General features: G+C 63.3%; 24 protein-coding genes. 13 read left to right on the plus strand and 11 right to left on the minus strand.

Going from position 1 to position 25,223, the window contains the following annotated elements; genetic code table 11:
* Nucleotides 1–16: 16 nt before the first annotated feature.
* A complete protein-coding gene (locus VB672_RS09750; RefSeq protein WP_329783989.1) occupies nucleotides 17–1,138 on the minus strand; it encodes an FUSC family protein in 1,122 nt (373 codons plus the stop codon).
* Nucleotides 1,139–1,465: 327 nt separating this feature from the next.
* Nucleotides 1,466–1,840 (minus strand): SPW repeat domain-containing protein, encoded by a 375-nt coding sequence (locus VB672_RS09755; RefSeq protein ID WP_329783990.1) that lies wholly within the window; start codon nucleotides 1,838–1,840, stop codon nucleotides 1,466–1,468.
* A gap of 141 nt (nucleotides 1,841–1,981) precedes the next feature.
* Between VB672_RS09755 and VB672_RS09760 the strand changes: the two genes are divergently transcribed.
* Nucleotides 1,982–2,245, plus strand: coding sequence for a hypothetical protein (locus VB672_RS09760; RefSeq protein WP_329783991.1), 264 nt, complete (start codon nucleotides 1,982–1,984; stop codon nucleotides 2,243–2,245).
* 19 nt (nucleotides 2,246–2,264) lie between these two features.
* Here the strand turns inward: VB672_RS09760 and VB672_RS09765 are convergent, their stop codons facing one another.
* Nucleotides 2,265–2,486 carry a hypothetical protein gene (locus VB672_RS09765; protein WP_329783992.1) on the minus strand — a complete coding sequence of 74 codons (222 nt, stop codon included), beginning with the start codon at nucleotides 2,484–2,486 and terminating at the stop codon, nucleotides 2,265–2,267.
* 133 nt (nucleotides 2,487–2,619) lie between these two features.
* On the opposite strand from VB672_RS09765, the gene VB672_RS09770 reads away from it, so the two are divergent.
* The 7 genes from VB672_RS09770 (at nucleotide 2,620) to VB672_RS09800 (ending at nucleotide 9,413) form a co-directional block, all read left to right on the plus strand.
* Nucleotides 2,620–3,255, plus strand: a complete 636-nt coding sequence (locus tag VB672_RS09770; RefSeq protein ID WP_329783993.1) for an SGNH/GDSL hydrolase family protein — start codon at nucleotides 2,620–2,622, stop codon at nucleotides 3,253–3,255.
* 454 nt (nucleotides 3,256–3,709) lie between these two features.
* Nucleotides 3,710–4,291 carry a hypothetical protein gene (locus VB672_RS09775; protein WP_329783994.1) on the plus strand — a complete coding sequence of 194 codons (582 nt, stop codon included), beginning with the start codon at nucleotides 3,710–3,712 and terminating at the stop codon, nucleotides 4,289–4,291.
* A gap of 244 nt (nucleotides 4,292–4,535) precedes the next feature.
* Nucleotides 4,536–5,627 carry an ABC transporter ATP-binding protein gene (locus VB672_RS09780; RefSeq protein WP_329783995.1) on the plus strand — a complete coding sequence of 364 codons (1,092 nt, stop codon included), beginning with the start codon at nucleotides 4,536–4,538 and terminating at the stop codon, nucleotides 5,625–5,627.
* Nucleotides 5,620–6,753, plus strand: coding sequence for an ABC transporter substrate-binding protein (locus VB672_RS09785; RefSeq protein ID WP_329783996.1), 1,134 nt, complete (start codon nucleotides 5,620–5,622; stop codon nucleotides 6,751–6,753). The genes VB672_RS09780 and VB672_RS09785 overlap by 8 nt, the downstream gene beginning before the upstream one ends.
* A 91-nt stretch (nucleotides 6,754–6,844) precedes the next feature.
* Nucleotides 6,845–7,678, plus strand: coding sequence for an ABC transporter permease (locus VB672_RS09790; RefSeq protein WP_329783997.1), 834 nt, complete (start codon nucleotides 6,845–6,847; stop codon nucleotides 7,676–7,678).
* Nucleotides 7,675–8,556, plus strand: a complete 882-nt coding sequence (locus tag VB672_RS09795) for an ABC transporter permease (RefSeq protein WP_329783998.1) — start codon at nucleotides 7,675–7,677, stop codon at nucleotides 8,554–8,556. The genes VB672_RS09790 and VB672_RS09795 overlap by 4 nt, the downstream gene beginning before the upstream one ends.
* Before the next feature lie 14 nt (nucleotides 8,557–8,570).
* Nucleotides 8,571–9,413 (plus strand): endonuclease/exonuclease/phosphatase family protein, encoded by an 843-nt coding sequence (locus VB672_RS09800; protein WP_329783999.1) that lies wholly within the window; start codon nucleotides 8,571–8,573, stop codon nucleotides 9,411–9,413.
* A 584-nt stretch (nucleotides 9,414–9,997) separates the two neighbouring features.
* Here the strand turns inward: VB672_RS09800 and rpmG are convergent.
* The 5 genes from rpmG to parE all read right to left on the minus strand — a co-directional run bounded on the left by rpmG (nucleotide 9,998) and on the right by parE (nucleotide 16,361).
* Nucleotides 9,998–10,165 carry a 50S ribosomal protein L33 gene (gene rpmG, locus VB672_RS09805; protein ID WP_009491004.1) on the minus strand — a complete coding sequence of 56 codons (168 nt, stop codon included), beginning with the start codon at nucleotides 10,163–10,165 and terminating at the stop codon, nucleotides 9,998–10,000.
* A gap of 201 nt (nucleotides 10,166–10,366) precedes the next feature.
* Nucleotides 10,367–11,092 (minus strand): NUDIX hydrolase, encoded by a 726-nt coding sequence (locus VB672_RS09810; RefSeq protein WP_329784076.1) that lies wholly within the window; start codon nucleotides 11,090–11,092, stop codon nucleotides 10,367–10,369.
* Nucleotides 11,070–11,552 carry a DUF983 domain-containing protein gene (locus VB672_RS09815; RefSeq protein ID WP_329784000.1) on the minus strand — a complete coding sequence of 161 codons (483 nt, stop codon included), beginning with the start codon at nucleotides 11,550–11,552 and terminating at the stop codon, nucleotides 11,070–11,072. Before VB672_RS09815 ends, VB672_RS09810 begins: the two co-directional genes overlap by 23 nt.
* A 13-nt stretch (nucleotides 11,553–11,565) precedes the next feature.
* Entirely contained in the window at nucleotides 11,566–13,890 is a 2,325-nt protein-coding gene (gene rnr / locus VB672_RS09820; protein ID WP_329784001.1) for a ribonuclease R, read from the minus strand.
* Between the two features lie 410 nt (nucleotides 13,891–14,300).
* On the minus strand, nucleotides 14,301–16,361 hold the full coding sequence (gene parE, locus VB672_RS09825; protein ID WP_329784002.1) for a DNA topoisomerase IV subunit B: 2,061 nt from the start codon (nucleotides 16,359–16,361) through the stop codon (nucleotides 14,301–14,303).
* A 245-nt stretch (nucleotides 16,362–16,606) separates the two neighbouring features.
* Between parE and VB672_RS09830 the strand changes: the two genes are divergently transcribed.
* Entirely contained in the window at nucleotides 16,607–16,795 is a 189-nt protein-coding gene (locus tag VB672_RS09830; RefSeq protein WP_329784003.1) for a hypothetical protein, read from the plus strand.
* Here the strand turns inward: VB672_RS09830 and VB672_RS09835 are convergent.
* From VB672_RS09835 to VB672_RS09845, 3 genes are all read right to left on the minus strand, one after another.
* Nucleotides 16,792–17,289, minus strand: coding sequence for an MgtC/SapB family protein (locus VB672_RS09835; protein ID WP_329784004.1), 498 nt, complete (start codon nucleotides 17,287–17,289; stop codon nucleotides 16,792–16,794). The genes VB672_RS09830 and VB672_RS09835 overlap by 4 nt on opposite strands.
* 4 nt (nucleotides 17,290–17,293) lie before the next feature.
* Entirely contained in the window at nucleotides 17,294–19,987 is a 2,694-nt protein-coding gene (topA, locus tag VB672_RS09840) for a type I DNA topoisomerase (RefSeq protein WP_329784005.1), read from the minus strand.
* 137 nt (nucleotides 19,988–20,124) lie between these two features.
* Nucleotides 20,125–21,765, minus strand: a complete 1,641-nt coding sequence (locus VB672_RS09845) for an isovaleryl-CoA dehydrogenase (protein WP_329784006.1) — start codon at nucleotides 21,763–21,765, stop codon at nucleotides 20,125–20,127.
* A 105-nt stretch (nucleotides 21,766–21,870) separates the two neighbouring features.
* Between VB672_RS09845 and VB672_RS09850 the strand changes: the two genes are divergently transcribed.
* Genes VB672_RS09850 through plsY form a run of 4 tightly spaced genes read left to right on the plus strand, consistent with a single transcriptional unit; the run spans nucleotide 21,871 to nucleotide 25,222 of the window.
* Complete coding sequence (locus VB672_RS09850) at nucleotides 21,871–22,818, plus strand: aspartate carbamoyltransferase catalytic subunit (RefSeq protein WP_329784007.1); 948 nt, start codon at nucleotides 21,871–21,873, stop codon at nucleotides 22,816–22,818.
* Between the two features lie 52 nt (nucleotides 22,819–22,870).
* Nucleotides 22,871–23,314 (plus strand): endonuclease domain-containing protein, encoded by a 444-nt coding sequence (locus VB672_RS09855; RefSeq protein ID WP_329784008.1) that lies wholly within the window; start codon nucleotides 22,871–22,873, stop codon nucleotides 23,312–23,314.
* A complete protein-coding gene (locus tag VB672_RS09860; protein ID WP_329784009.1) occupies nucleotides 23,314–24,609 on the plus strand; it encodes a dihydroorotase in 1,296 nt (431 codons plus the stop codon). The genes VB672_RS09855 and VB672_RS09860 overlap by 1 nt, the downstream gene beginning before the upstream one ends.
* A 10-nt stretch (nucleotides 24,610–24,619) precedes the next feature.
* Nucleotides 24,620–25,222: a glycerol-3-phosphate 1-O-acyltransferase PlsY gene (gene plsY, locus VB672_RS09865; RefSeq protein ID WP_329784010.1), complete on the plus strand. Its 603-nt coding sequence runs from the start codon at nucleotides 24,620–24,622 to the stop codon at nucleotides 25,220–25,222.
* Nucleotide 25,223: the final 1 nt, after the last annotated feature.

Raw genomic sequence — 25,223 nt, forward strand, 5'->3', positions numbered from 1 at the left:
TCGAACCACCGGCCAATCAACTCCCTGTAGGATCATTGGTGCGTCGCACAGCCAACTCGTCGGTACGAGCAAGCAGGTCGTCCAAATTTTTTTGGAACTGCTCGAAGGCGAACCCTAAGGCAAAGATCTGCCCGAAGGTCTTTCCGGGCAGCTCGCGAACCAGGGAAGCAGATCTCAGCGCTTCCGCTTCGCCGATGAACGCACCTAGAGCCAAGCGGAATGCCTCGGCATCTGGCGCAATCCGGCGGTGGTGCAAAGCCTCGGCGAGATTGAGGAGCAACTCGCGCGTTGCATGATGGAGGGCCATGAGCGATGGCCCAAGCCGGTCCAGGACAGGCTGAGGCAGAGCGCTCGAAGAGGCCCGGCCGATCATCACGAGATCATGACGCACCCGGTAGAGGGTGCGGATGAGCGGTTCCGGGTTCGGGGCTTCGGTCAGGTGGCTTTTTCTTTCCCGCGCCGCTTCCTCGCCCGCAGCTTCCGCTTTCTTCAAGGCGGAACGGATTTGAGGATGGAGTTTCTGCAGCGCCGAACGGCCATTGGGACCGGCTGTCAGCTCCTCAATAAAAACCGAAAGCAGATCCGCATTGAGGGAGATGACCTTTGCCGCGGCGTCGGTCATCAGGGTGTGAGCTCGCGCAGGCAGGACGAACAGGGAAACGATGACGCCGACGATGTTGCCCAGAGTGATCTCCAGCACCCGGTCGAAGGCTGAGGCCAGAGGGCCGATGGCCTGTCCGGTGGGCGGGAGAAGCATGATGAGCGAGGTGATAGGCGCGACGCGGAAAGCTGGCTTGACGGCGGCCAGAAGTGCCAGCGGAAACAGCGCCACCACGATCGCAAAGCCCAGGCTCAACGGCGATCCGTGAGGAACGAAGGCTGCAATCAGGCCGCCATATGCAGCTCCTGCCAAGGTGCCGCTGAACCGCTCGATGGCTGCCTTGAGCGAGCCGCCGACGCTCGCCTGCATCACGACCACCGCTGTAATGACCGCCCAATACCCCTGCGGCAGGTCGAAGACCTTCGTGACGCCATAGGCGAGGGAGCCCGCGATGGTGACCCGCAACGCCAGCTTCGCTTCTGCTGGACCGGTCCCAGTGCGGCTGCGTATCCGTTCGATCCACCCAGACGATGCCATCCGATTCTCCGGACGCAGAGCATAGTGGGTGGTTTGCGGGGCAGGCTACGGGAAAGACGATCCGCGCCGACAGGTCCTACTCACGGGGCAGTACGACCAGGCTCGACCCGCAATCCTCACACACGCCGAGGATAGGGGACGCAATCATCTGCGTCGTCTGGCATTCGGGGCAGCCTTTCAGGGCCATATGAAGCGATCCCTGCATCTGAGGAGCACTTTCGCGGAACGCCTCGCTCACTTGGACGGCCTGTTCGAACATGGGCGCCTCCCTTGAGTACCCGATGCTGCGCCTGTCGAAAGCACCCGTCAACCGAGCTTTCTAGGTAGTCAGGCGGGCTCGCGGTGGCCGGTCGGCAGCATCGTTTCCGTGTGAGTGACGAGGCTCGCCACGACGGAAAAAAGACCGAAGACGACGTGTGGCCAATAGACCTGGGCGGCAAAGCCAAACAAGAAAGGTGACGCCGCGAGCACGAGTCCGCCGAACCCATCCAGGATCAGATGCAGGGGCATCGGCAGGAGCTTGAGAAGGCCGAACTCATAGGCCGTGATGGCGGAGTACAGGATCGCACCCACGCCGAAGATGACGGCTGTCCACTTGGCCGCTGGGATATCCGCAAAGCCCAAGAGCCACGGGCTTGAGAGAAGCGCGAGGCCCCAGAGATAGTCGATCACACCATGCACTCTAGTGGGAAGAAAGCGCATGACGGAAGTCCCCTGTGCCGTGTCGCGTTTGCACCAACGTTGCTCCGGTCCTTGGCGTTCCATTGTTCTCTGCGGGCCGGCTTGTGAGATGGCGGGGATGCTCTAGTTCGCTTGGGATTTCGGGCAAACGGCAGAAGGTGAATGGGCAGGATCCGATGGCAGCAGGACCACGTGGCGGGAGTGCCGCTCAACCGTCATGTCGGTTTTGTCGGCCCCGTCGAGGTCGGAAGCGTGGCTTATGATGGGAGCAATCGCTTCTGGATCTGGTCGACGCCGCTCCAAGAGGACGCCTGGGGCTATGGTCCGACGGAACAGGCCGCCAAGGCTGCCCTGGAGGTTTGGCTGATCTCCTGGCTCGGCAATTTCAGACCGTTCTTTCAGGCTGGCGGCGAGCCCCCAGCCTGATCGGTAAGGCTTGTGCGTCTCAGATCCGCGTGCTGCGGCCGCGGCCGAGGAAGTAGAAGAGTACCACGGCGACCACCGCCACCAGAGCGATGATCCAAAGCCAATCCATACCGCCGGCTGCGGTGTCAGTCGTAGCTCCAGCCGGTGGCGCCGCTCCGCCCGGGGTCGTTTGAGCCAAGGCGACGCTGCTCCAAGCCATCAGCATCACGGTCAGCATCGATGCTTCGAGTTTTGCCAGCATCTGATCTCTCCTTGCCCATGATTGGGCATCAGATCAACGTCTGCCCCGGAAGGCCCGTTCCGCAGATGCCCTGCCAGAGTCGCCAGGAACAAGGGCGTTGCCCGCGAGGTTGTTGCGCCACAGGAGGGGCCTGATGAGCCATATCGTACTACTCGGCGACAGCATCTTCGACAACGGAGCCTATGTGAGACGTGGCGAACCGGATGTGACGGCGCAGCTTCAGGCCAAGCTGCCGCAGGGTTGGAAGGCCACCCTGTGCGCTGTCGACGGGGCCGTCACGACGGGGGTCGAGCAGCAGCTCGCCCGCGTTCCGTCCGGTGCGACCCATCTGATTGTCAGTGCCGGAGGCAACGATGCTTTGCGCAACAGCGGAATCTTACGGGATCCGGCCCGTTCAGTGGCAGAAGTGATGACGAAGCTCGCTGATGTGAGAGACCATTTCGCCAGCAATTACCGGACCATGCTGGACGCCGTCTTAGAGCGGCGCCTTCCGACGGCACTGTGCACCATCTACGATGCCCGATTTCCGGACCCTCAGGAGCAGCGGCTGGTCGTTACCGCTCTGTCGATCTTCAATGACGTCATCATGCGGGAGGCCTTTGCGCGACGGCTCCATGTCGTTGATCTGCGATTGATCTGCGACGAAGTGGACGATTACGCCAATCCCATCGAACCATCGGCCCAAGGCGGGGACAAGATTTCTGCGGTCATTGCCCAGGTTGTGGCAGGGAACACGATCTTTCCGCGGTCGCAGATCTACGCGCACTAGAGCATCCTCGTCCTACAGAATCGAAGCGTCTGCAAAACGGCTCCAGGATCTCGAGGCCACCGGCCTCAGTGTCTCGGTCTTTTTTGACTGTTGTCTGGAGGTGTAGGGTTCTGTCATGAACGGGAAAGATATTTCTCATCAGCGGATCGAAGATCTCGCCGTTTTTTCTTGATCCCGTGGCCTTCGAGCGTCGGCACGATTCCTCTCTGGCCAAACGGCGCGAGGCAGCTTGGCGCAAAGCCGTCAACCGGATCGCTATGCTCAAGCCTGAGGCCTAGCACAGTATGATCAAGCCGCTAGTCCTGTAGTCGTTATTGATAATGAACGAATTGTCAGAAATCATTGTTTTTAATCAAGAAATTCCAGGAATTCATTGGTCAAGCTCTGAACCAAAATCCAAGCTCTGAATTGATTTCGAGAGGATTGCTATTCGTCACTTCTCAAGAGGTCGACCATGAAGAAGCTTGCTTTATTGGCTGGTGTCACAGTCATCACTGTGGCGAGCATCGGGACTGCTGAAGCCCAAAGGTGGCGTGGTGACGGATGGCGTGGTGGCCATTATCCTCGCTATTACCGCAGTGGTGGCTGGGGGAATGGCGGCGCGGTTGCCGCGGGCCTGATCGGCGGTGCGGTGCTTGGCGGTCTTCTCACGGCAGCTGCGACCCCGGCCTACAGCTACCCAGGGTACGGATATCCCTATGGATCTCCGGCCTACGGCTACGGGTATGGCTACGGTTATCCGGCAGCCTACAGCTACCCGGCCTATAATTACCCTGCTTACGGCTATTATTCGGCTCCCGTGACGCGAGTGGTCTATCAGCCGGCTCCGGTCTATCAGACCCGCGTAGTCTACCGCGAGCCGGTGTACAGAACCCGAGTCGTTTATCGGCAGCCCCGGACGGTGACCCGGGTCGTCTATCGCGACCGCGATCGCGCCCGCGTCGTACGCTCGGTCCGGCGCGATGTGGTGACCACGGGCTCAATCAACCGGCGCGATATCCAACGGATCCGCAGGATCGAGGGTTTTTATCGCTAGGGTCGGAAGGCAGCTCCGACGGGTTGCCGTTTTTCCCAGGTTGAAGCAGGGAACCGCCCCGATAGGGCGGTTTTCGTTTAGGGCCGAATCCACCCCGTTGTGCTCGTTCGCATCCTAGATCGGATTAAGTCTGGAGAGGCAAAGCGGGCAGATGACGCTTGGTTACACTTTCCACTGACATTCAAATGTGATCTCCTCCCTTCACAAGAGGCGCGGAAAAGCGCCCTCGGGAGGATATTGAGACGTGGACAGTTCTGTCACGGCCGCGATTGACGTCGATTGCCTTCAGGTCAGCTATGGCAGCCAACGCGTGCTTCATGGGGTCAGCCTCTCGGTCGCCCCTGGCGAGTTCATAGCCATCCTAGGCTCGTCGGGCTGCGGGAAGACCACGCTCTTGCGGACCATCGCCGGATTTCAGAAAGCCGCCGGGGGCGCAATCCGCCTGTTCGGCCGCGATGTGGTGAACACGCCGCCGGAGAAGCGCGGCATGGCGATGATGTTCCAGTCGTACGCTCTCTGGCCGCATATGACCGTTCTCGGCAATGTCGGCTATGGCCTTCGCTTGCGCGGCGTTCCGAAAGAGGAGATCCGTGTGCGCGTCGCCAGCGTGCTGAAGATGCTGAACCTGTCCGGCCTCGAGGACAGGAAGGTGACGAATTTATCGGGTGGTCAGCGCCAGCGCGTGGCCCTGGGAAGGGCTTTGGCCATTGAGCCGGAAATCCTGCTTCTCGACGAGCCTCTGTCCAATCTCGACGCCAAGGTGCGCATCCAGCTTCGATCGGAGATCAAGTCGCTTCAGAGCCGCCTCGGCTTCACGGCGATCCATGTCACGCATGATCGGGAAGAAGCCATGACCATGGCCGACCGGATCGTCGTGATGGATGCCGGACGGATCGCGCAGGTCGGAGCCCCGAAAGAGGTCTACGACCATCCGAACTCGCCCTTCGTGGCCAGCTTCATGGGGGCGGAGAACACGCTCAATCTCGACATCCGCCCCTCGGGCGCGGGCGTCGAGGTGAGGGCCCCTGACGGCAGCACCTCCACATTCGGCACCGATGTGCCCCTTGGCTCCGTCACGGCCTATTTCCGCGACGACATCGCATCGCTCGACGATCCGCAGGCGCGAATCGACGGGTCGATCGTCCTTCCCGGGAAAATCACGCAGAGAACGTATCCGGGAGGACATTACAGGTATGTGGTCGCCATTGGCGATCGTCACTTCACTGTGACGGACGATCGCTACCACGAGCTCGACCGCTCGGTAGGCCTGCGCCTGCCGTTGGCGTCGTTGCACCTGTTTCCCCAAACCCAGACTTCGGGAGGACACAATGCGTAAAAGCCTACTGGCTGCGGGACTCGCAGCCCTCCTTTTGAGCAATGCGGCAAGTGCGCAAACGCTCAATGTTGCAACTGCCGGCGACCAGAACATGGTCGATTACATCAAGGATTACCTAGGACCTCTCTTCGAGAAGAGCCACCCGGGCGTGAAGGTGGTGGCCGTCGGCACCGGCCCGGGCGACGGTGGATCGCAGAAGATCTTCGAGAAACTCGATGCGCAGAAGAAGGCCAGCGCCAACGCGGACTTCGATGTGGTGGTGGTTCACCAGAAGGCCGCGGGCACGATGGTCCAGGAAGGGCTGATCAAGAAATATCGGGATTCTCTCCCGACCGGAAAATTGGTCACGCGGGAATCGGCCACGAATGCGCTCGGCACCGACGTTTCCGGCTACGTCATGCCCATGTTCCATTCGCAGACGGCCATCGCCTACAATCCCGATCTGATCAAGAACCCGCCCAACAACTATGCCGAGCTGCGCGAGTGGGTGAAGAAGAACCCGAAGCAATTCGGCTATAACGGCATCAAGGGCGGCATGTCGGGGGTCGCCTTCGTCACCGGGTGGATTTCTGCGTTCGGAGGCGATGCGGCGAAGCTCGAAAAAGGTCCTTACGATGCTGCCACGAAGGCGACCTGGGACAAGGCGATGGCCGATCTGAAGGAATTCAACCAGAACGTCGTCATCACCCCGGGCAATGCCGGCACGCTCGACATGCTCAATCGCGGCGAGATCGCCATGGGCCCGGTCTGGGTGGATATGTTCTATACCTGGAAGGCCGACGGGAAGCTGCCCCCGAACATGCGCCTGAAACTCGTCTCACCCGGCATGCCCGGCCAGCCGATGTACTACGCCATCCCATCGAAGACGGCGCAGGAGAAACTCGCGGCGGAGTTCATCGCTCTTGCGACGAGCCCTGACGTGCAGGCGGAGGGCATCGTGAAGCGCTTCAACTGGTATCCGGGGATCGATGCCAAGAACCTGGAAGGCAAGCTCGATCAGGCGGCCTGGAACCAGCTCTTCGCCGACATTCCGCCGGACACGCTTGCGTCGAACGGCAAGCCGTTCCCGATCGGCCCGTACTTCAACGATATTCTCGAAACCTATGAGAAGAAGGTGGCCAACTAGGCCGTCTGTTCAGATGCGGGCGACCTTTGACAGGCCGCCCGCGCCTCATCTGTCCGATGCGCTTTCATCGGGACTGGGATCATTCCAGATCATGGCGAAACCCTCATTCTTCGGCCTTCTGCTCATCGCGCCGGCGCTCGCGATGATCGGTGCGCTGTTTCTTTATCCGCTTGGCTTCTCGCTCGCTTCGGCCTTTACGGAGCCGGGAGGCGGGCTGTCGCTCACGCATTTCCAGAAGGCTTATGAGCTCTACTCGACCGACATTCTCTTCACGCTCTTCATCGTCGTCGTTTCGACGCTTCTGACGGGTTTATTTGCGATCGTCATATCGGGAATCCTCACGCTCGGCGAGACGCCCTGGCTCGTGGCCGCCCTGCGCGCGCTCTACCGCTGGCCGCTCTTCATCCCCTTCATCGTCGCGGCTCAATGCATGAGGACTTTCCTCGCCAAGAATGGCCTCATGAACAATTCCTTTGTGGCGCTCGGGCTGATGGAGCCGCTTCAGGCCACGAGCTTTCTCGATTGGCGCGGCATCATCATCACCTTCGTGTGGAAACAGGTGCCTTTCGTGACGCTCATGCTCGCCGGTGCCATGGCTTCGATCGACCGCGCCACCATCGAGGCAGGGCGCAATCTCGGAGCGTCGCGGGTCCGCGTCCTGATCGAACTCGTCCTGCCGCAGGTGTCGCAGACGCTCCTCGTTGGCCTCGTGCTGTCCTTCGTCACCATGCTGTCCGTGCTGTCGGTGCCGATGATGGTCGCAGGCTCCCAGCCCACCATGCTCACGGTGGACATGGCGTTCCGCATCAACTCCTACGGCGACTATGCCACGGCCAACGCGCTCGGTGTCATCTCCTATGCTATCGCCGGGACCGTTGCGTGGATCTACCTTCGCCACAGCGTCAAGCGCGAGGTGCAGGCATGAGCGTCGAGACGCAGACCTCATCCGTGCTCTCGCTGCCTGATGAAGCTGCTCGCTCCGGAAGCGGCGCAAGGGTCTGGGCCCTCGGATCCACGATCCTGAAAGTTGCGGGTCTGGCGATCTTTGCATTCCTGCTGTTCGGACCGCTGGCCAACCTCGTCCTGTGGTCCCTGGCGGAGCGGTGGTACACGCCGTTCAAGCTCCCGGTTTCCTACGGCCTGCGCTATTGGGAAGTGGTCTTTCGTCCGACCGGCGACGCCATGACGTCGCTGATGACGAGCGTCGGAATCGCCTGCCTGACGGTCCTGGTGGCGCTCGCCGTCTCGGTCCCTGCAGGCTATGCCCTGGCCCGCCTCAAGCTGCCTTGGCGCACGGCCCTGATGATCCTGTTCCTGCTGCCCCAGGCCTTTCCGTCGGTGGCGATCTACATCAACGTGGCCCGGGTTTTCTACAGCATCGGGCTCACGGGAACCATCACCGGCGTCGTACTGGTGCACGCGGCCCACGGCCTCGTTTATTCGGTCTGGATTGCAGCCGCAGCCTTCGCGGCCGTTGACCGGGATCTCGAACTCGCCGCGCGCAACATCGGCGCCTCGCCGCTGCGGACCTTTTTCACCGTAACGCTGCCCTTGGCTCTGCCCGGCATCATGGCGAGCGCGATCTTCGTCTTCCTGGAATCGCTTGACGAATTCACCGGCACCTTCTTCGTCGGCGTGCCTCAGGTGACGACGCTCCCGCTCCTCCTTTACAACGCGAGCATGGGCGGCAACTACCAGATCGCCTCGATCACGGCTCTCATCCTGCTTGTGCCGTCTGTCGTTTTCATGCTCGTCATCGAGCGCTTCCTGAAGGCTGACGTGCTCAGCAAGGTCGGTCAGTAAGGCATCGGAACGGCATGCTCAGAATCATCACCTGGAACATTCAATGGGGCTTGGGCATCGACGGAACGGTCGATCTCGGGCGAATGGTGAACGAGGCCCGCGCGATCGCAGATTTCGATGTGCTCTGCCTTCAGGAGGTTTCGGACAATTTTTCCGCTCTCAGGGGCAATGATGGGGGAAACCAGTTCGCCGAGCTGGCACGGCTCCTGCCGGGTTACACGGCTGTCGAGGGCGTGGCCCTCGATGTTCCGGACGGGGCAGGGGGCCGGCGCCGCTTCGGCAACATGATTCTGTCCCGCCTGCCGGTGGCCCAGGTGCTGCGATACACGCTGCCGTGGGAGGCGGCCTCTACCCGCAACATGCCACGCCTCCTGATCGAGGCAGTTGTCGAAACGCCCTCCGGGACCCTTCGGGTGATGACCACCCATCTGGAGTACTCGTCCGACAGGCTGCGGCGGGCGCAGGTCGAGGGCATTCGCGAGGCTCATCGCACGGCCTGCGAGCGCGTCGCTACGCCCCGCGAGGACGGACCTGGCACCTATGCTGGATACCCCACCTCCGCGTCGGCCGTTCTGACCGGCGACTTCAACATGCGTCCACCCGATCCGTCGAAGCGGCGGATCTCGGAACCGTTTGGCAATGGAGTGCCGGCTCTTCTTGATGCATGGCAGGTCGCCCATGGCAAGGATCCTCACCCGACCTCGTTCTGCCTCTTCGAACAGTCGAATGGACCGCCGCATTGCTGTGACTTCGTATTCGTCACCGAAGATCTCGCGTCCAAGGTCCGTCGGATCGTCTACAACCAGGAGACACAGGCATCGGACCATCAACCGGTGCTTCTGGAGCTTGATCTGTGAGGAGCTTGCCGGAGGTGCTGCCTTGATCGGTCCACTGCGAGGGCGAACACGCGAGCGAGAGGCTGACGCAGGCCTGGCGTTGGAAACAATCTCAATCGGCCATGTTGCCTGCCACGATGTGTTCGCAGCCGGTGTCGACGGCTTATCCATCGCCTTCTATTCGAGAATTGAGAGCCGCGATTCGAATGTGTGACGAAGCACATCGATGGTACGCAGGTCATCCTATTGTGAGGTGCATTCGATCAGGGGCTCTGAACAGCTTTGTCCGCCCCTCGATAAGCCAAAGGGGGCCCAGGGTGACTCAAGGAAAATCATCGACAGATTCGAGCCGGTTGACCGTGGCAGAGTGGGCCATCGTCGCGAGTTCCTTCGCATTCATCGCGCTCTGGCTCGGAATCTCATTCACCTGACCGACCGCTCCAAAATGCCGGGAGCCGAGACGAGATTGCCGTTCTTCTGCCAACGGGTCGGTCCTGTGAGGATAAAATCCCCAGACAGCGACTGCCTGTACGGGTTATCACATGCAAAAAGCCGCCTCATCAGGCGGCTTTCTAGATAAGTCGGATTATTGCGGAGCTAAGCGATTACTTAATCTTGGCTTCCTTGAACTCGACATGCTTCTTCGCGACCGGATCGTACTTCTTGAGGTTGAGCTTCTCGGTCATCGTGCGCGAGTTCTTCTTCGTCACGTAGAAATAGCCCGTGTCGGCGGTGGAGACGAGCTTCACTTTGATCGTTGCGGCTTTGGCCATGGTCGGGACCTCTTATTCGGTTCAGGCGCTCGGTTGGCCCCGCGGCCTGGCCGGAACGCAAAGGCCGGGCGAACCCGGCCGGAAAATCGTGCCGTTCCCATGCCTGATTATCGGGTGACAGTCAAGGGTAGAAGGCGGGTCTCGCATACTTTCCAGGTCCTTCCTGGCAAGCCGCGGATCGGATTAAACGGCACCCGTCCCTTACAGCAGTTCCCTAATGAAACGGCCACGCTGCTGGTGGAAGAATGGAACCGGCAGCTGATGGCCGAATCCGGCTGCGATCCTGGCCTCCAGTTCGCCCAGGATCACCGTCGTGATCGGCGGCAGGTCGAGGGCCTTGGCCTGCGGGAGGGTGACCCAGGCGAGTTCCACGAGCTCCGCCTCGGGCCCGACGACACCCGGGACCTCATCGGCGATCGCCGTCCGGTCGACGGCGAAGAAACGGGTGTCGAACCGCCTCACGCGCTTTGGCGGCGTGACGGCCCGGCCGATGAAATGCAGCGCCTCCAGGTCGGGAAAGACGCCTCTCTCCCGGAAGGCGGTCCAGGCGGTGCCTGTGGGGACGGTCTCCGGTGCGCCGTAATCCCTGGTGCCAAGCAGCAGGCCCGTCTCCTCGAAGGTCTCCCGGATGGCGGCGAGCGCCAGGGCACGACTGCGCTGGGCCGAGGGGCGGGTCACCCGGGCCATGAGCGCCTGCTCGGCGCGCGGGTGGAGAGCGCCGGCGACCGTCATCGACCGGTCGCCGGGCTCGATCCGTCCGCCGGGGAAGACGAACTTGCCCGGCATGAATTTCAGGCCCTCGTGGCGCTTGCCCATGAGGACCTTCGGATTTTTGCCCTTGCGGTCGATGATGATGAGGGTCGCGGCGTCGACGGGACGGAGAGTCGGAAGCTTCGGGTTGGTCTCAGCGGAAACGAGGCGATCCATCCTCGCCAGGGTCTCGGTGTCCGTCACGTCCATTGTCCTCATCGGCGTTCTTCTTGGCTCGGGCGGCGCCGAAGCCATGCATACCTAGCGCGTATTGCAGGCCCACGACAGCGCCTTTCACCGGCTGGAGCAGGGCGAGGCATAGGACCAACGTCAGGGCCGGCCAAGTCGCCAGATGTAGCCACAGAGGCATCTCGAGCTTGGTCTCGGTCATGAGGATGCCGTAACCGATCAGGTGTCCGACGATGAAGATCACGAGATAAGGCGGCAGGTCGTCGGCCCGGTGATGGTGAAACTCCGTCCCGCAGACTTCGCAATGATCCGCGACCTTCAGGAAACGTCCGAAGAGCCGGCCCTTGTTGCAGGCCGGGCAATGGCCGAGAAACCCGCGCCTCATGGCCGGGATGACCTTCACCTCGTGCCGGGCTGCCGGAGAGGCCGTCTCAATCGTCAAAGACATCTCGATCCTTCAATCAGATTCGTCCGCGCCGCTTGACCTTGACGCGCGTCGGCGAACGACCTCTGGGAGCTGCCCCGACGCTCGGCTTTGCGCCGTGTGACGGACGCTTCCCGCCTCTCTTGGATGGGCCGTTCCTTCCGGTGAAGCGTCCCTTGGTCAGAATCTCGAACCGCAGGGCACCGGCCACGGGCGCCGCCTCCACCAGTCGCACCTCTACCTTATCCCCGAGACGATAGGTTTCACCCGTGTCGTCGCCCCGCATGGAGTGGGTTCTCTCGTCGTAGCGGTAGTAGTCATCCCCGATGGTGGCAGCCGGAACGAAGCCGTCGGCTCCAGTCTCGCTCAGCTTGATGAAGAGCCCCGCCTTCGATACGCCCGAGATCTGCCCGTTGAATGTGGCCCCGATCCGGTCGGCAAGGAAGTGCGCGATCAGGCGGTCGATTGTCTCACGCTCCGCCGCCATGGCGCGGCGCTCCGCTGCCGAGATCTTGGCGCTGATCTCGATCAGTTCGGCGCGGGTGGTGTCCGGCGGCAGGCCGTCCTTGCCGAGCTTGAGCGACCCGATCAGGGCGCGGTGGACGATGAGGTCCGCATAACGGCGGATCGGCGAGGTGAAATGGGCGTAGCGGCGCAGATTCAGGCCGAAATGGCCGTAATTTTCAGCCGAGTACTCGGCTTGGGATTGCGAGCGCAGCACCACCTCGTTGATGAAGACCTGATGCTCCGTGTCCTCGACGCTGCGCAGGATGCGGTTGAACAGTTCCGGTTTCAGCGCCCCTTGGCTCGGGAGCTTGAGGCCGACGGATGCGAGCACCTCGCTCAGTGCCCGCATCTTCTCCAGCGATGGCTCGTCGTGGACCCGGTAGATCAGGTCGGAATCCGCCTTCTCCAGGCTCTCGGCGGCGGCGACGTTCGCGAGGATCATGAACTCCTCGATGAGCCGATGCGCCTCAAGCCGCTCGGGGACGAAGACCCGGTCCACGGTGCCGTCGGGATTGAGCACGATCTTGCGCTCAGGCAGGTCGAGAAACAGGGGCTCGCGGACGTCGCGGGCTCTTTTGACGAGCTCGTAGCCGGCCCAGAGCGGCTTCAGGATCGTATCGAGGATCGGCTGGGTCACCTCGTCCGGCCGGCCGTCGATAGCGGCCTGGGCCTGGGCATAGGAGAGCTTCTCCGCCGAGCGCATCATGATGCGATGGAAGCTGTGGCGAAGCTTCCTCCCGTCGGGGCCGATCACCATGCGCACGGCGAGGGCCGGGCGGTCCTCCCGGGGCCTCAACGAACACAGATCGTTGGAGATGCGCTCCGGCAGCATGGGCACGACCCGATCCGGGAAATAGACTGAGTTCCCCCGCTCCTGCGCCTCCCGGTCCATGGCGGAGCCGGGGCGCACATAGGCGGCTACGTCAGCGATCGCGACGGTGAGGATGTAGCCACCCGCATTGCCCGGATCGTCGTCCGGCGTTGCATGGACCGCGTCGTCATGGTCCTTGGCGTCCGGCGGGTCGATGGTCACGAGGGGCAGGGTGCGCCAGTCCTCGCGACCGTCGAGACAGACGAGTCTCGCCGTTTCTGCCTCCTCCAAGACTGCCTTCGGAAATTCATTGGGGATGCTGTGGGCATAAATCGCGATGAGGCTGATGGCCTTCTCGGATTTGATCGTCCCGAGCCGCTCCTTCACCTTGGCGGTGGGCAGGCCGAAGCGACCGTGCTTCACGACCGATACGGAGACCAGATCACCGTCCAGCGCCTCGCCCTCATCGCCCGGCCTGATCTGCAATTCCTGCTCGCGGGCCTTCTTGTCCACGGGCACAAGCCGGCCGCCGCCTTCGGGCATGGCCCGGAAGAGGCCGAGCACCTGGGCCTGCTTCTTGGCGATGATCTTGGTCACGCGACCGGAATAGCGGTGAATGTCGCCGGGCTTGAGAGGTTCGACGCGGAGCAGGGCCCGGTCCCCGACGCCCGCCACTGGCATGCCCGGGCGCGGTTTGCGCGGCGACAGGATGATGATCGTCGGGATGGACCCGTGCTCCTCCTCGTCCCATTCCGTCGGGACCGCGATCAGCTCTCCGTCCCGGTCCCGCTTGGTGATATCCGCGAGAACGACCGGCGGGAGCTGGCCCGCCTTGTGGACGGCCTTGCCCCGACGATCGACGATTCCGTCGATCTCCAGGTCCTTGAGGACTTGCTTCAGCCAGATCCGGTCATTGCCCTTGATGCCGAACCGCTGCGCAATCTCCCGCTTGCCCACTTTGCCCTGGGCACGGCTGATGAAAGAGACGACGTCCTCGCGGGAGGGCAGGGTGGCGGATGGGTCAGCTTTCGGACGTTTGGGCAAGGGAGATGCTCATCGGGTTTACAGGATCTTGTCGCATGCAAGCTTGGCCAGGGCTAGTCTGGTCGGCCCCATCCTGAAGACTCCCGCATGGGGGAAGAGATCCATGTGAGACCGACGCCGAACGGCCAAAAAATAAGGCCCCGATAACGGAGCCTTTGAGGGACCGGCCCGTGGGGGCAGAATGAGCCGGTGAGTTCATAAAACGCGCCGGTTTCGGGATGGTTCCGATCTTTTCCGAAAATTTTTCAAAAAAGTTTCGGTGGGGGTCCGGCACCGTCTGGCGCGCTCGCTTCAAACGATCGCCCTGAACCTCGTAACATCGTCTCCCGTCATAACCGTCACCGGACTGGATCCGGGGATCGGTCCCGGCCATCCCGATTCGGAACAGCACGACGCTCCTCGCTAACGGCCTAGATATCCAGATCGGCCTCGTCGGCGAAAGCTGCACGCTCCTGGATGAAGGCGAAACGGGCTTCGGGCTTGTTGCCCATCAGGCGCTCCACCGCGTCGCTGGCCTCCGGCTTGTCGTCAGCCTCCACGACCACCTTCAGAAGCAGGCGCTTCTTCGGATCCATGGTGGTTTCCTTGAGCTGGGCCGGGAGCATCTCGCCGAGGCCTTTGAAGCGACCGATCTCGACCTTGCCGTTGCCCTTGAACACCGTCTTCATGAGCTTCTCCCGGTCCGCATCGTCGCGGGCATAAGCCGATTTCGAGCCTTGGGTCAGCCGGTAGAGGGGTGGGACCGCCAAGTACAGATGCCCGTCGTCGATGAGCTTGGGCATCTGCCGATAGAAGAAGGTGATCAGCAGCGAGGCAATGTGGGCGCCGTCCACGTCTGCGTCGGTCATGATGATGACCTTCTCGTAGCGCAGATCGGTGGACTTATAGTGGGAGCCTGTGCCACAGCCGAGCGCCTGAACGAGGTCCGAGAGCTGCTGGTTCTGGTGCAGCTTCTCCCGCCCAGCCGAGGCTACGTTCAGGATCTTGCCGCGCAGCGGGAGCACGGCCTGGGTGGCGCGGTCGCGCGCCTGCTTGGCGGAGCCGCCGGCCGAGTCGCCTTCGACGATGAAGAGCTCCGAGCCTTTGGCGCCGGCGTTGGAACAATCCGCCAGCTTACCGGGCAGGCGCAGCTTGCGGGTCGCGGTCTTGCGGGCGACCTCCTTCTCCTGGCGGCGGCGCAGGCGCTCCTCCGCCCGGTCGATCACCCAGTCGAGCAGCTTGTTGGCCTGCTGCGGCGCCGCCGCGAGCCAGTGGTCGAAGGTGTCGCGGATCGCATTCTCGACGATGCGGCCGGCCTCGACCGTCGCCAGCTTGTCCTTGGTCTGGCCCTGGAACTCGGGCTCGCGGATGAAGACCGACAGCATGGACGCGCAGGTCGCCATCACGTCGTCGGTTGTCACCGCCGCCATGCGCTTGGACTGACCTACACGCTCGGCGTGCTCGCGCAGGGCGCGCAGGAGCGCAATGCGCAGGCCGTTCTCGTGGGTGCCGCCCTCAGGGGTGGGCACCGTGTTGCAGTATGAGGTCGAGAACCCGTCCTCGTTTGCCATCCAGGCGACCGCCCATTCCATGGAGCCGTGGCTGCCGGGCTTGGTGATCTTGCCGGAGAAGATCTGATCCGTGACCAGTTCCTTCCCTTCGATGTCGTGGAGCAGGTAGTCCTTCAGGCCGTTCGGGAACTTGAAGGTCGCTTCCGCTGGGACGTTCTCGATGCCCTGGACCAGGGACGGGGCGCATTTCCAGCGGATCTCGACGCCGCCGAACAGATAGGCCTTCGAGCGGGCCATCTTGAACAGGCGGCGGGGCTGGAAATGAGCGTCCTTGCCGAAGATCTGCCAATCGGGCTTGAAGCGCACCTTGGTGCCGCGCCGGTTGAGCACGCGGCCTACGGTCTCGATCTTGCCTTGCGGAAGGCCGCGGGCGAAGACCTGCCGGTAGAGGGTCTGGCCACGGGCCACCTCGACCTCCAGGATTTCGGAAAGGGCGTTGACGACCGATACGCCGACGCCGTGCAGGCCGCCCGAGGTCTCATAAACCTTCGAATCGAACTTACCGCCCGCGTGCAGCGTCGTCATGATGACTTCGAGGGCGGACTTCTTCGGAAACTTCGGATGCGGATCGACCGGGATGCCTCGTCCGTTGTCGATCACGGAGAGCCAGCCCCCTTCCTCCAGCTCCACCTCGATGAAGGTCGCGTGTCCCGCCACCGCCTCGTCCATGGAGTTGTCGATCACCTCGGCAAAGAGATGGTGCAGGGCCTTCTCGTCCGTGCCGCCGATATACATGCCGGGGCGGCGCCGGACGGGCTCGAGCCCCTCCAGCACCTCGATGGCCGAAGCGTCATAGCCGGCTTCCCCGGGCGTGCCCTGTTGGAGCGTGGGCCGGGATACTTTCACGGCAGCGCTGCGAGCCGAGGCAGGCGCCGCGCGCTTGGCGGCTGCACCCCCGAAGAGATCGTCATTGTCTGTCATTGGGACCTTGGTCCGGGATGATGATTCGCGTTTCTTTACACTATTTCTCATTCCGTTTTTATACGAGAACAAAACGGAAACGGGAAGGGCAGTCTGCTGTCGCGGGCGACAAAAGTGAAATCAGGTTAGGCCGTAAAGGTTACCAACGCTTTCCTCTAAAGGATGTCTTTCCGGTGTCACAAGGAACTGTTTAAATTCCATTCACGTTGGAAAGGTTAAGCATGAGCTTAACGGGAGATACGGGCGTGACAACGCGGATGACTTTGGGACCGGCACAGAAGCTTCACCTGGACCGCGCCGCGCGCAACGCCGGCGAGGCCTTCGCCTTCGACGAGCCGGACATGACCCCTGTCGCGCATCGCTCCTACGGGTCGAGCCTGATCTGGATCTCCATGGCGGCCGTTGCGGTGCTGGGGCTCAGCCTCGTTTTCTAATCGTCCTCGTCGGAGCCGTTGCCCCTGCCGAAGATCCGGATCAGGAACTCCTCGATTCGCTTCCCGTAAGTCAGCAGGAAGAGCGTCACCAGGGTGCCCATGATGGTGATGAACCAGGCGCCCAATCCCGCCGTCACGCCCAGGCCGGCCGCAATCCAGACGGTCGCCGCCGTGGTCAGGCCCTGAACCTCCATCTGGTCTCGTCCGCGCAGAATCGCTCCCGCGCCCAGAAAGCCAAGGCCTGTCATGATGCCCTGTACGACACGGCTGACGGCATCCTGGCCGAAGTGGAGCCCCTCATAGACCGAGCCTGACAGGATCACCAGCGCGGAGCCGAGGGCGACGAGGCCCAGCGTCCGCATCCCGATCGGCTTGTTGTGGATGTCCCGGTTGATCCCGACCGCCATTCCGGCGATGGCCGCGCCGCACAGGCGCAGCATCATCTCGATCTGATCGGCATATTCCACCGAGAGCCAGGACAGCCACTCCCGCATGGGATCAACCTGCCTTGGCGGTCTTCTTGGCTGCGGCCTTCTTTGCCGCCGGCTTCTTAGCGGCCGTTTTCTTCGCCGCAGTCTTGGTAGCGGCCTTCTTCGCGGCGGGTGCCTTGATCGCAGTCTTCTTGGCCGGAGCTTTGCGGCCGCGGGCCGACTTCTTCGCGGGACCGGCGGCCCGGCGGGCCTTCAGAAGTTCGACCGCCTCGTCCAGCGTCACCGCTTCCGGAGCAAGGGCTCGCGGCAGGGTCGCGTTGGTCTCGCCATCGGTCACGTACGGGCCGAAGCGTCCGGCCTTCACCACGATGGACTTGGCGGATTCCGGATCGTTGCCCAGTGGCCGGCCCGGATCGGCTGCACCACGGCGGGCGCCGCTTCCGCCGGATTCCTTCGCGACGATCAGGTCGATGGCACGGTTCCCCCCGATCTCAAGCACATCGTCGCCAGGGCCGAGATTGGCGTAGATCTTCCCATGCTGGACGTAGGGTCCATAGCGGCCGATGCTCGCCAGAATGGGCTCGCCCGATTCCGGGTGGATCGCCACCTGACGCGGCAAGGCCAGGAGCTTCAAGGCCTTCTCCAGATCGACCTGAGCCGGCGACAGCCCCTTGGGGAGCGACGAGCGCTTGGGCTTCTCGCCTTCGCCGAGCTGGACGAAGGGGCCGAAGCGGCCGTCGCGCAGGGTGACCTCCAGGCCTGTCTCAGGATCCGTCCCCAGCACCTTCACGCCAGACTGGCCGCCGTTCTCCGACGAGCCCTCGCCGTCGCCGTCCACGCCATTGGCGGCGAGCTGGCGGGTGTATTTGCACTCGGGATAGTTCGAGCAACCGATGAAGGAGCCGAACTTGCCGAGCTTTAGCGAAAGCTGGCCGGTGCCGCAGGTCGGGCAGGTGCGTGGGTTGGAGCCGTCGCCCTTGTCCGGGAAGATGTGGGGTCCGAGCAGGTCGTTGAGGGCGTCGAGCACCTCCGTGGTGCGCAGTTCCTTCGTCTCGCCGATGGCGGCGGAGAAGTCGCGCCAGAAGTCGCGCAGCACCTGCTTCCAATCGATCTCGGAGTTGGAGATCCGGTCGAGCTGCTCCTCCAGATCAGCCGTGAAATCGTATTCCACGTAGCGGCGGAAGAAGCTCTCCAGGAAGGCCGTGACGATGCGGCCCTTGTCCTCGGGCACGAGCCGCTTCTTCTCGATGCGCACATATTCACGGTCGCGGAGGGTCTGGAGCACGGCGGCGTAAGTAGAGGGACGGCCGATGCCGAGCTCCTCCATGCGCTTCACGAGGGAAGCCTCGGAATAGCGCGGCGGCGGCTCGGTGAAGTGCTGGCTGGCATTGATGCGGCGGCGCTCCAAAGGATCGCCCGCCTTCATCGGGGGCAGGCGGCCCTCATCCTCGTCCGCCTCGTCGTCCTTGCTCTCGTTGTAGAGCGTGAGGAAGCCGTCGAACTTGATCACCTGGCCGGTGGCGCGCAGATCGAGCCTGCGCGGGCCGACTTGGGCGGCGATGTCAGCCGTGGTGCGCTCCAGCTCTGCCGATTCCATCTGGCTGGCGATGGTGCGGGTCCAGATCAGGTCATAGAGGCGGGCCTGCTCGGGCTCCAGGTACTTGGCCACGTATTTCGGCAGGCGGCTCATATCCGTCGGACGGACGGCCTCGTGGGCCTCCTGCGCATTCTTGGCCTTGGTCGTGTATTTGCGGGGTGCGCCCGGCACATAGCGGTCGCCGTATTCCTTGCCGATCACCCGGCGGGCAGCCTGCACGGCCTCGGGCGCCATATCGACGCCGTCCGTACGCATATAGGTGATGAGGCCGACCGTTTCGCCGCCGATGTCGACACCCTCGTAGAGGCGTTGCGCGATGCGCATGGTCTGGGCCGGAGCCAGGCCCAGCTTGCGCGAGGCTTCCTGCTGCAGGGTCGAGGTGGTAAACGGCGGGTAGGGATGGCGCTTGGCGGGCTTGGCTTCGATATTCGCCACCGAGAAGGTCGCGAGCTCCAAGTCCTTCTTGAACGCTTCCGCATCCTTTCCGTTGCCGATGTCGAGGCGTTGGATCTTCTTGCCGTCGGCACCGACGAGGCGCGCGTCGAACACGCCACCGTCCTTCGTGGCCAGCGTGGCGATCAGTGACCAGTATTCCCGCGGCTTGAAGGTCTCGATCTCAAGCTCGCGGTCACAGACGAGGCGCAGCGCCACCGATTGCACGCGGCCGGCCGAGCGGGCTCCGGGGAGCTTGCGCCAGAGCACGGGCGAGAGGGTGAAGCCCACGAGATAGTCGAGGGCGCGGCGGGCCAGATAGGCGTCGACCAGCGCCTGATCGATCTGGCGCGGGTTACGCAGCGCCGTCTGCACTGCGTCCTTGGTGATGGCGTTGAAGGTCACGCGCTCGACGGGCAGGTCCTTGAGGACGCGCTTCTCCCGCAGGGCTTCCAGCACGTGCCAGGAAATGGCTTCGCCTTCGCGGTCCGGGTCGGTGGCGAGGATGAGCTTTTCGGCCCCTTTGACCGCCTTGGCAATGTCGGCGACCCGCTTCGAGCCCCTGTCCTCGAGAGTCCAGATCATGCGGAAGTCGGCATCCGGGTCGACCGAGCCGTCCTTGGCGGGCAGATCGCGGATATGCCCGAAGGAGGCCAGGACCTCGTAATCCTTGCCGAGATATTTGTTGATCGTCTTGGCCTTGGCAGGCGACTCGACGACGAGGACTTTCATGGACGACTTCCTAAAAGCGGGAGCAGGCGGACGCTCTGTCGCCAGAGCGAGAACGCCGGTCAGCCCCTGACCGGCGCAGGGCGGGATAAGTGGTTGATGATCGCAGACAAGTCAAATCGGACTTGTCCGTATATTCCCTATATGGCCACGAATGACCGCTCCAGCAAGGCATCCACCGCCTCCCCGAGGTCGTTGGCGCCGATCATCCGGGAAGGAGCGGCAAGGCGGGTCACGGCATAGGACTCGGCAATCTGAGGTGGTGCCGCGCGGGCCAGGGCCGCTGTCGCGGCCAGGGCGAAAAGGCGTTCGGCCACGAATCTGGCCTTCGCCTCGGGATCAGGGGATTGGAGGGCGAGGACGATGTCGCGTGCCGCGTCCGAGGTGCCCGGAAGGCCGGCAACCTCTGCCATCAGGCGCTCCAGAACGGAGGCCGCGACCTCCGGCTCCCGGTTCTCGGCACGCAGGATGTCGAGGGCGATCACATTGCCGGAACCCTCCCAGATCGCGTTGACCGGCGCTTCCCGGTACAGGCGGGGCAGGGCGCTCTCCTCCACATAGCCGTTGCCGCCGAGGCACTCCATGGCCTCGTAAAGCAGGCGTGGAGCGGCCTTGCAGATGCCGAACTTGGCAGCCGGGGTGATGAGGCGGGCATAGGCAGCCTCGTGATCGTCGGCTTGCTGGAGGTCGAAGCTGTGCGCCGCCCGCAAGGCGAGCGCCGTCATGGCCTCGCTCTCGAGGGCGAGGTCCGCCAGCACCATCCGCATGGCCGGCTGGTCGAGAAGCCTCCTCTGGAAGACGCTTCGGTGCCGGGCATGATGCACGGCGAGCGCCAGACCCATCCGCACGAGGCCGGCCGAGGCCACGGCGCAGTCGAGCCGGGTCAGCTGCACCATTCCGATAATGATGCGCACCCCGCGACCTTCCTCGCCGATCCTCCAGGCGAAAGCATCCTGGAACTCGACCTCCGAGGAGGCATTCGAGCGGTTGCCGAGCTTGTCCTTCAGGCGCTGCAGGCGGAGGGCATTGAGCGTGCCGTCGGGCCGGAACCGGGGAACGAGGAAGCAGGTGAGCCCGCCGGTCGCCTGGGCCAGCACCAGGAAAGCATCGCACATGGGGGCCGACATGAACCATTTGTGGCCCGTGAGGAGGTATTCGTCTCCAGATTTCGGAGCGGCGCGGGTCGTGTTGGCCCGGACATCGGTGCCGCCCTGTTTCTCGGTCATGCCCATGCCGAGGGTGACGGCTGTTTTCTCCCAGAAGGGGATGAAGCGCGAATCGTAATCCCGTGAGCGTATCCGTGGCAGCCACTCGGCAAGCCGCCCTGGGGAGGCTGCAAGCGCCGCCACCGCCGCGTGAGTCATGGTGATGGGGCAGATGTGTCCGCTCTCGACGCCTGCCGCCGTATAGAGCCTTGCCGCCCGGGCCACATGGGCATGGCCGGTCTCGGGTTCTTCCCAGGTCGAGGCGTGAAGGCCGTCCTCCATGCTGGCCCGCATGAGCAGATGGTAGGCCGGGTGGAACTCCACCGCGTCGATCCGATAGCCCCTGGAATCGTGGGTGCGCAGCTTCGGCGGGTTCTCGTTGGCAAGCCGGCCGATGTCGAGCCGTTCCGCCGATCCCCATGCTGCACCGAAGGCGGACAGGCCTTCGGTTTCCGTGTCGACGCCGCTGGCTTTCAGGGCATCGAGCAGGGGCCGGTTGGCGGCGATCAGGTTCACGTCGCCGAAGGGCGGTGTCTGGTTGAGGACGTCATGGGTTTCGAACGTGGTCATGGCCATCGCCCCTCACAGCACAATCCTTGTTTATTCTAGCGTTGAACGGCGTGTCGCGTAGAGAGCCTGCTTGCCGCCGTTTCCCGGAGCGCCTATAGCCATCGCTTTAAGATGACAGACGCCCCCCGATCCGTTTTTCCCCACCGGCATCTCCTCGGCATCGAGGGGCTGTCTCCCTTGGACATTCAGGCGCTTCTCGATCTGGCCGACGAACAGGTCGAGGTGAGTCGGCAGGTCGAGAAGAGCAAATCGAGCCTCAAGGGCCGAACCCAGATCAATCTCTTCTTCGAAGCCTCCACCCGCACGCAATCCTCCTTCGAGATCGCGGGCAAGCGGCTCGGCGCCGACGTGATGAACATGCAGGTCGCCTCGTCCTCGGTGAAGAAGGGCGAGACGCTCATCGATACGGCCGTGACCCTCAACGCCATGCGGCCCGACATCATCGTCGTGCGCCATCACGCGGCGGGGGCGGTGCATCTGCTTGCGCGGAAGGTCGATTGCGCCGTTGTCAATGCGGGCGACGGTGCGCACGAGCATCCGACCCAGGCGCTGCTCGACGCGCTCACCATCCGCCGCAACAAGGGACGGATCGAAGGCCTGACCGTCGCGATCTGCGGGGATATCCTCCATTCGCGGGTGGCGCGTTCCAACATGATCCTGTTGGCTGCCATGGGCGCGCGGGTACGCCTCGTCGCTCCCTCGACCCTGCTGCCGCCCGGAATCGCGCGCCTCGGGTTCGAAACCTTCATCAGCATGGAGAAGGGCCTGAAGGACGCGGACATCGTCATGATGCTGCGCCTGCAACGCGAGCGCATGAACGGTTCCTTCGTGCCCTCCGTGAAGGAGTATTTCCGCTTCTACGGGCTCGACCAGGAGAAACTCTCCTACGCCAAGCCCGACGCGCTCGTGATGCATCCGGGGCCGATGAACCGGGGCGTGGAGATTTCGTCGGACGTGGCGGACGGGGCGCAGTCGCTCATCCGCGAACAGGTCGAAATGGGTGTCGCCGTCCGCATGGCGGTGCTGGAGGCTCTGGCGAGCCATCTGCCGAATAGGTGAAAATCCCTCTCCCGAAGCGGGAGAGGGTGGCCCGAAGGGCCGGGAGAGGGCCGTGGACAGAACGCGAAAGAACCAAGTCACCCCAAACCTCCGCTCCTTCGCCAAGGAGCAGCGCTCGACTCCCACACGGGCGGAGGCCCTGTTCTGGCAGCAGGTCCGGGCGGGCCGCTTCCACGGCTACAAGTTCAAGCGCCAAGTACCGATTACGCCCTACATCGTCGATTTCCTGTGTGCCGAAGCCAAGGTGATCGAGGAACTGGACGGAGTTCCTCACGACAATCCTGAGCAGCGAGCGCATGACGAACGGCGAGACGCATTCCTCAAAAGCCAAGGCTTTCGGGTTATGCGTTTTTCCAATGATCTCATCCTGGGCAACGGCAATCTGGTTCTTGACACCGTGCGCCAAGCGATTGAATCCGAACTCGACCCCTCTCCCGACCTGCTTCGCAGGCCACCCTCTCCCGCGGAGGGGAGAGGGAAAGGAGACCGCCTGTAATGCCTTCTGAACAGCCGATCCTCTTCAAGAATGCCCGTCTCATCGACCCGGCCACCGACCGCGAGGAGCGGGGCGGGGTGCTGGTGCGCGACGGCGTCATCCGGGCCTTCGGACCGCAGGTGACGGAAGCGGCCGACGCGCAGGTGATCGATTGCGGAGGGCAGGTGCTGGCACCCGGTCTCATCGACATGCGCGCCTTCATCGGCGAGCCGGGAGGGCCGTATCGCGAGACGTTGAAGAGCGCCGGCGAGGCGGCTGCGGCGGGCGGCGTCACCACCGTGGTGTCCATGCCCGATACCAGCCCGGCGCTCGACGATCCGGCGGTCATCGATTTCATCGTGCGCCGCGCGCGCGATACGTCGGTCGTCAACATCCGCCCTGCCGCCGCCCTGACGAAGGGGTTGGAGGGGCACGAGATGGCGGAGATCGGACGCCTCAAGGAAGCCGGCGCCATCGCCTTCACGGACGGCGCGCGCTCGGTCACGAATGCCCAGGTGATGCGGCGGGCGCTCACCTACGCGCGCGACTTCGACGCGCTGATCATCCATCACGTGGAAGATCCCGACCTCGTCGGCCAGGGCGTGATGAACGAGGGCGAGTTCGCCTCGCGACTTGGTCTGCCCGGCATTCCGCGCGAGGCCGAGACGGTGATGCTCGAGCGCGACATTCGCCTCGTGCGCCTCACGGGTGGGCGCTACCACGCGGCCATGATTTCCTGCGCCGATTCGGCGGAGATCGTGCGGGGCGCGAAGGAGAAGGGACTGCCGGTCACCTGCGGCGTTTCCATCAACCACCTGGCGCTCAACGAGAACGACATCGGCGATTACCGCACCTTCCTCAAGCTCTCGCCGCCCCTGCGTCACGAGGACGACCGGCAGGCCATGATCGAGGCTCTGGCCGACGGCACCATCGACGTGATCGTCTCTGACCACAATCCACAGGATGTGGAAAACAAGCGGCTGCCCTTTGCCGAGGCGGCCAACGGGGCCGTCGGGCTGGAGACGCTGCTCTCGGCAGCGCTTAGACTGGTCCATTCCGGGCGCGTCTCCCTGCCCAGGCTCCTGCGCACCATGTCCACGAAACCCGCCGAAATCCTTGGTCTGCCGGGCGGGCGGCTAACGGTCGGCGCTCCGGCCGATCTCATCGTCTTCGATCCCGATGCGCCCTACGTGCTCGACAAGCGTCATCTCAAGTCGCTGTCGAAGAACTCGCCCTTCGACGAGGCCCGCCTGGAAGGGCAGGTGATGATCACAATGGTTGCCGGCAGGGTGGTGTTTCAGCGCGATACGATGTAACGAGAGCTAAATGTCTGACGAAGCCAACCTTCTCTACCTCCTGGCCGCCCTGATCTTCGGCTATCTTCTGGGCTCGATCCCATTCGGCCTTATCTTCACCCGCATGGCGGGCTTGGGCGATGTGCGCAAGATCGGCTCCGGCAACATCGGCGCCACCAACGTGCTGCGTACCGGCCGGAAGGGGCTGGCAGCGGCGACGCTCGTGGCGGATGCCCTGAAGGGCACCGCCGCGGTGCTGATTGCCGCGCAGTGGGGGCCGCAATTCGCCACGCTCGCGGCGCTCGGCGCCTTCCTGGGCCATCTCTTCCCCGTGTGGCTCCAGTTCAAGGGGGGCAAGGGGGTTGCCACCTTCATCGGCGTTATGATCGGCCTCAAGCCTCTGGCGGCCCTCATCTTCTGCCTGATCTGGCTTGGCGTGGCCTTCGCCTCCAAGTACTCCTCGCTTTCCGCCCTGATCGCCAGCGCCACGACTCCTGTCGTGCTGTGGCTCCTGGGCGAACCCGGAATGGCCGGGATGGCGATCATCCTCGTGGCGCTTCTGTGGTGGAAGCACAGCCAGAACATCAGCCGCCTTCTGGCCGGGACCGAAGGCAAGATCGGCCAGAAGGGATAAT

Origin of the sequence: Microvirga sp. CF3016 (assembly GCF_036314085.1) — a bacterium.
GTDB lineage: Bacteria > Pseudomonadota > Alphaproteobacteria > Rhizobiales > Beijerinckiaceae > Microvirga.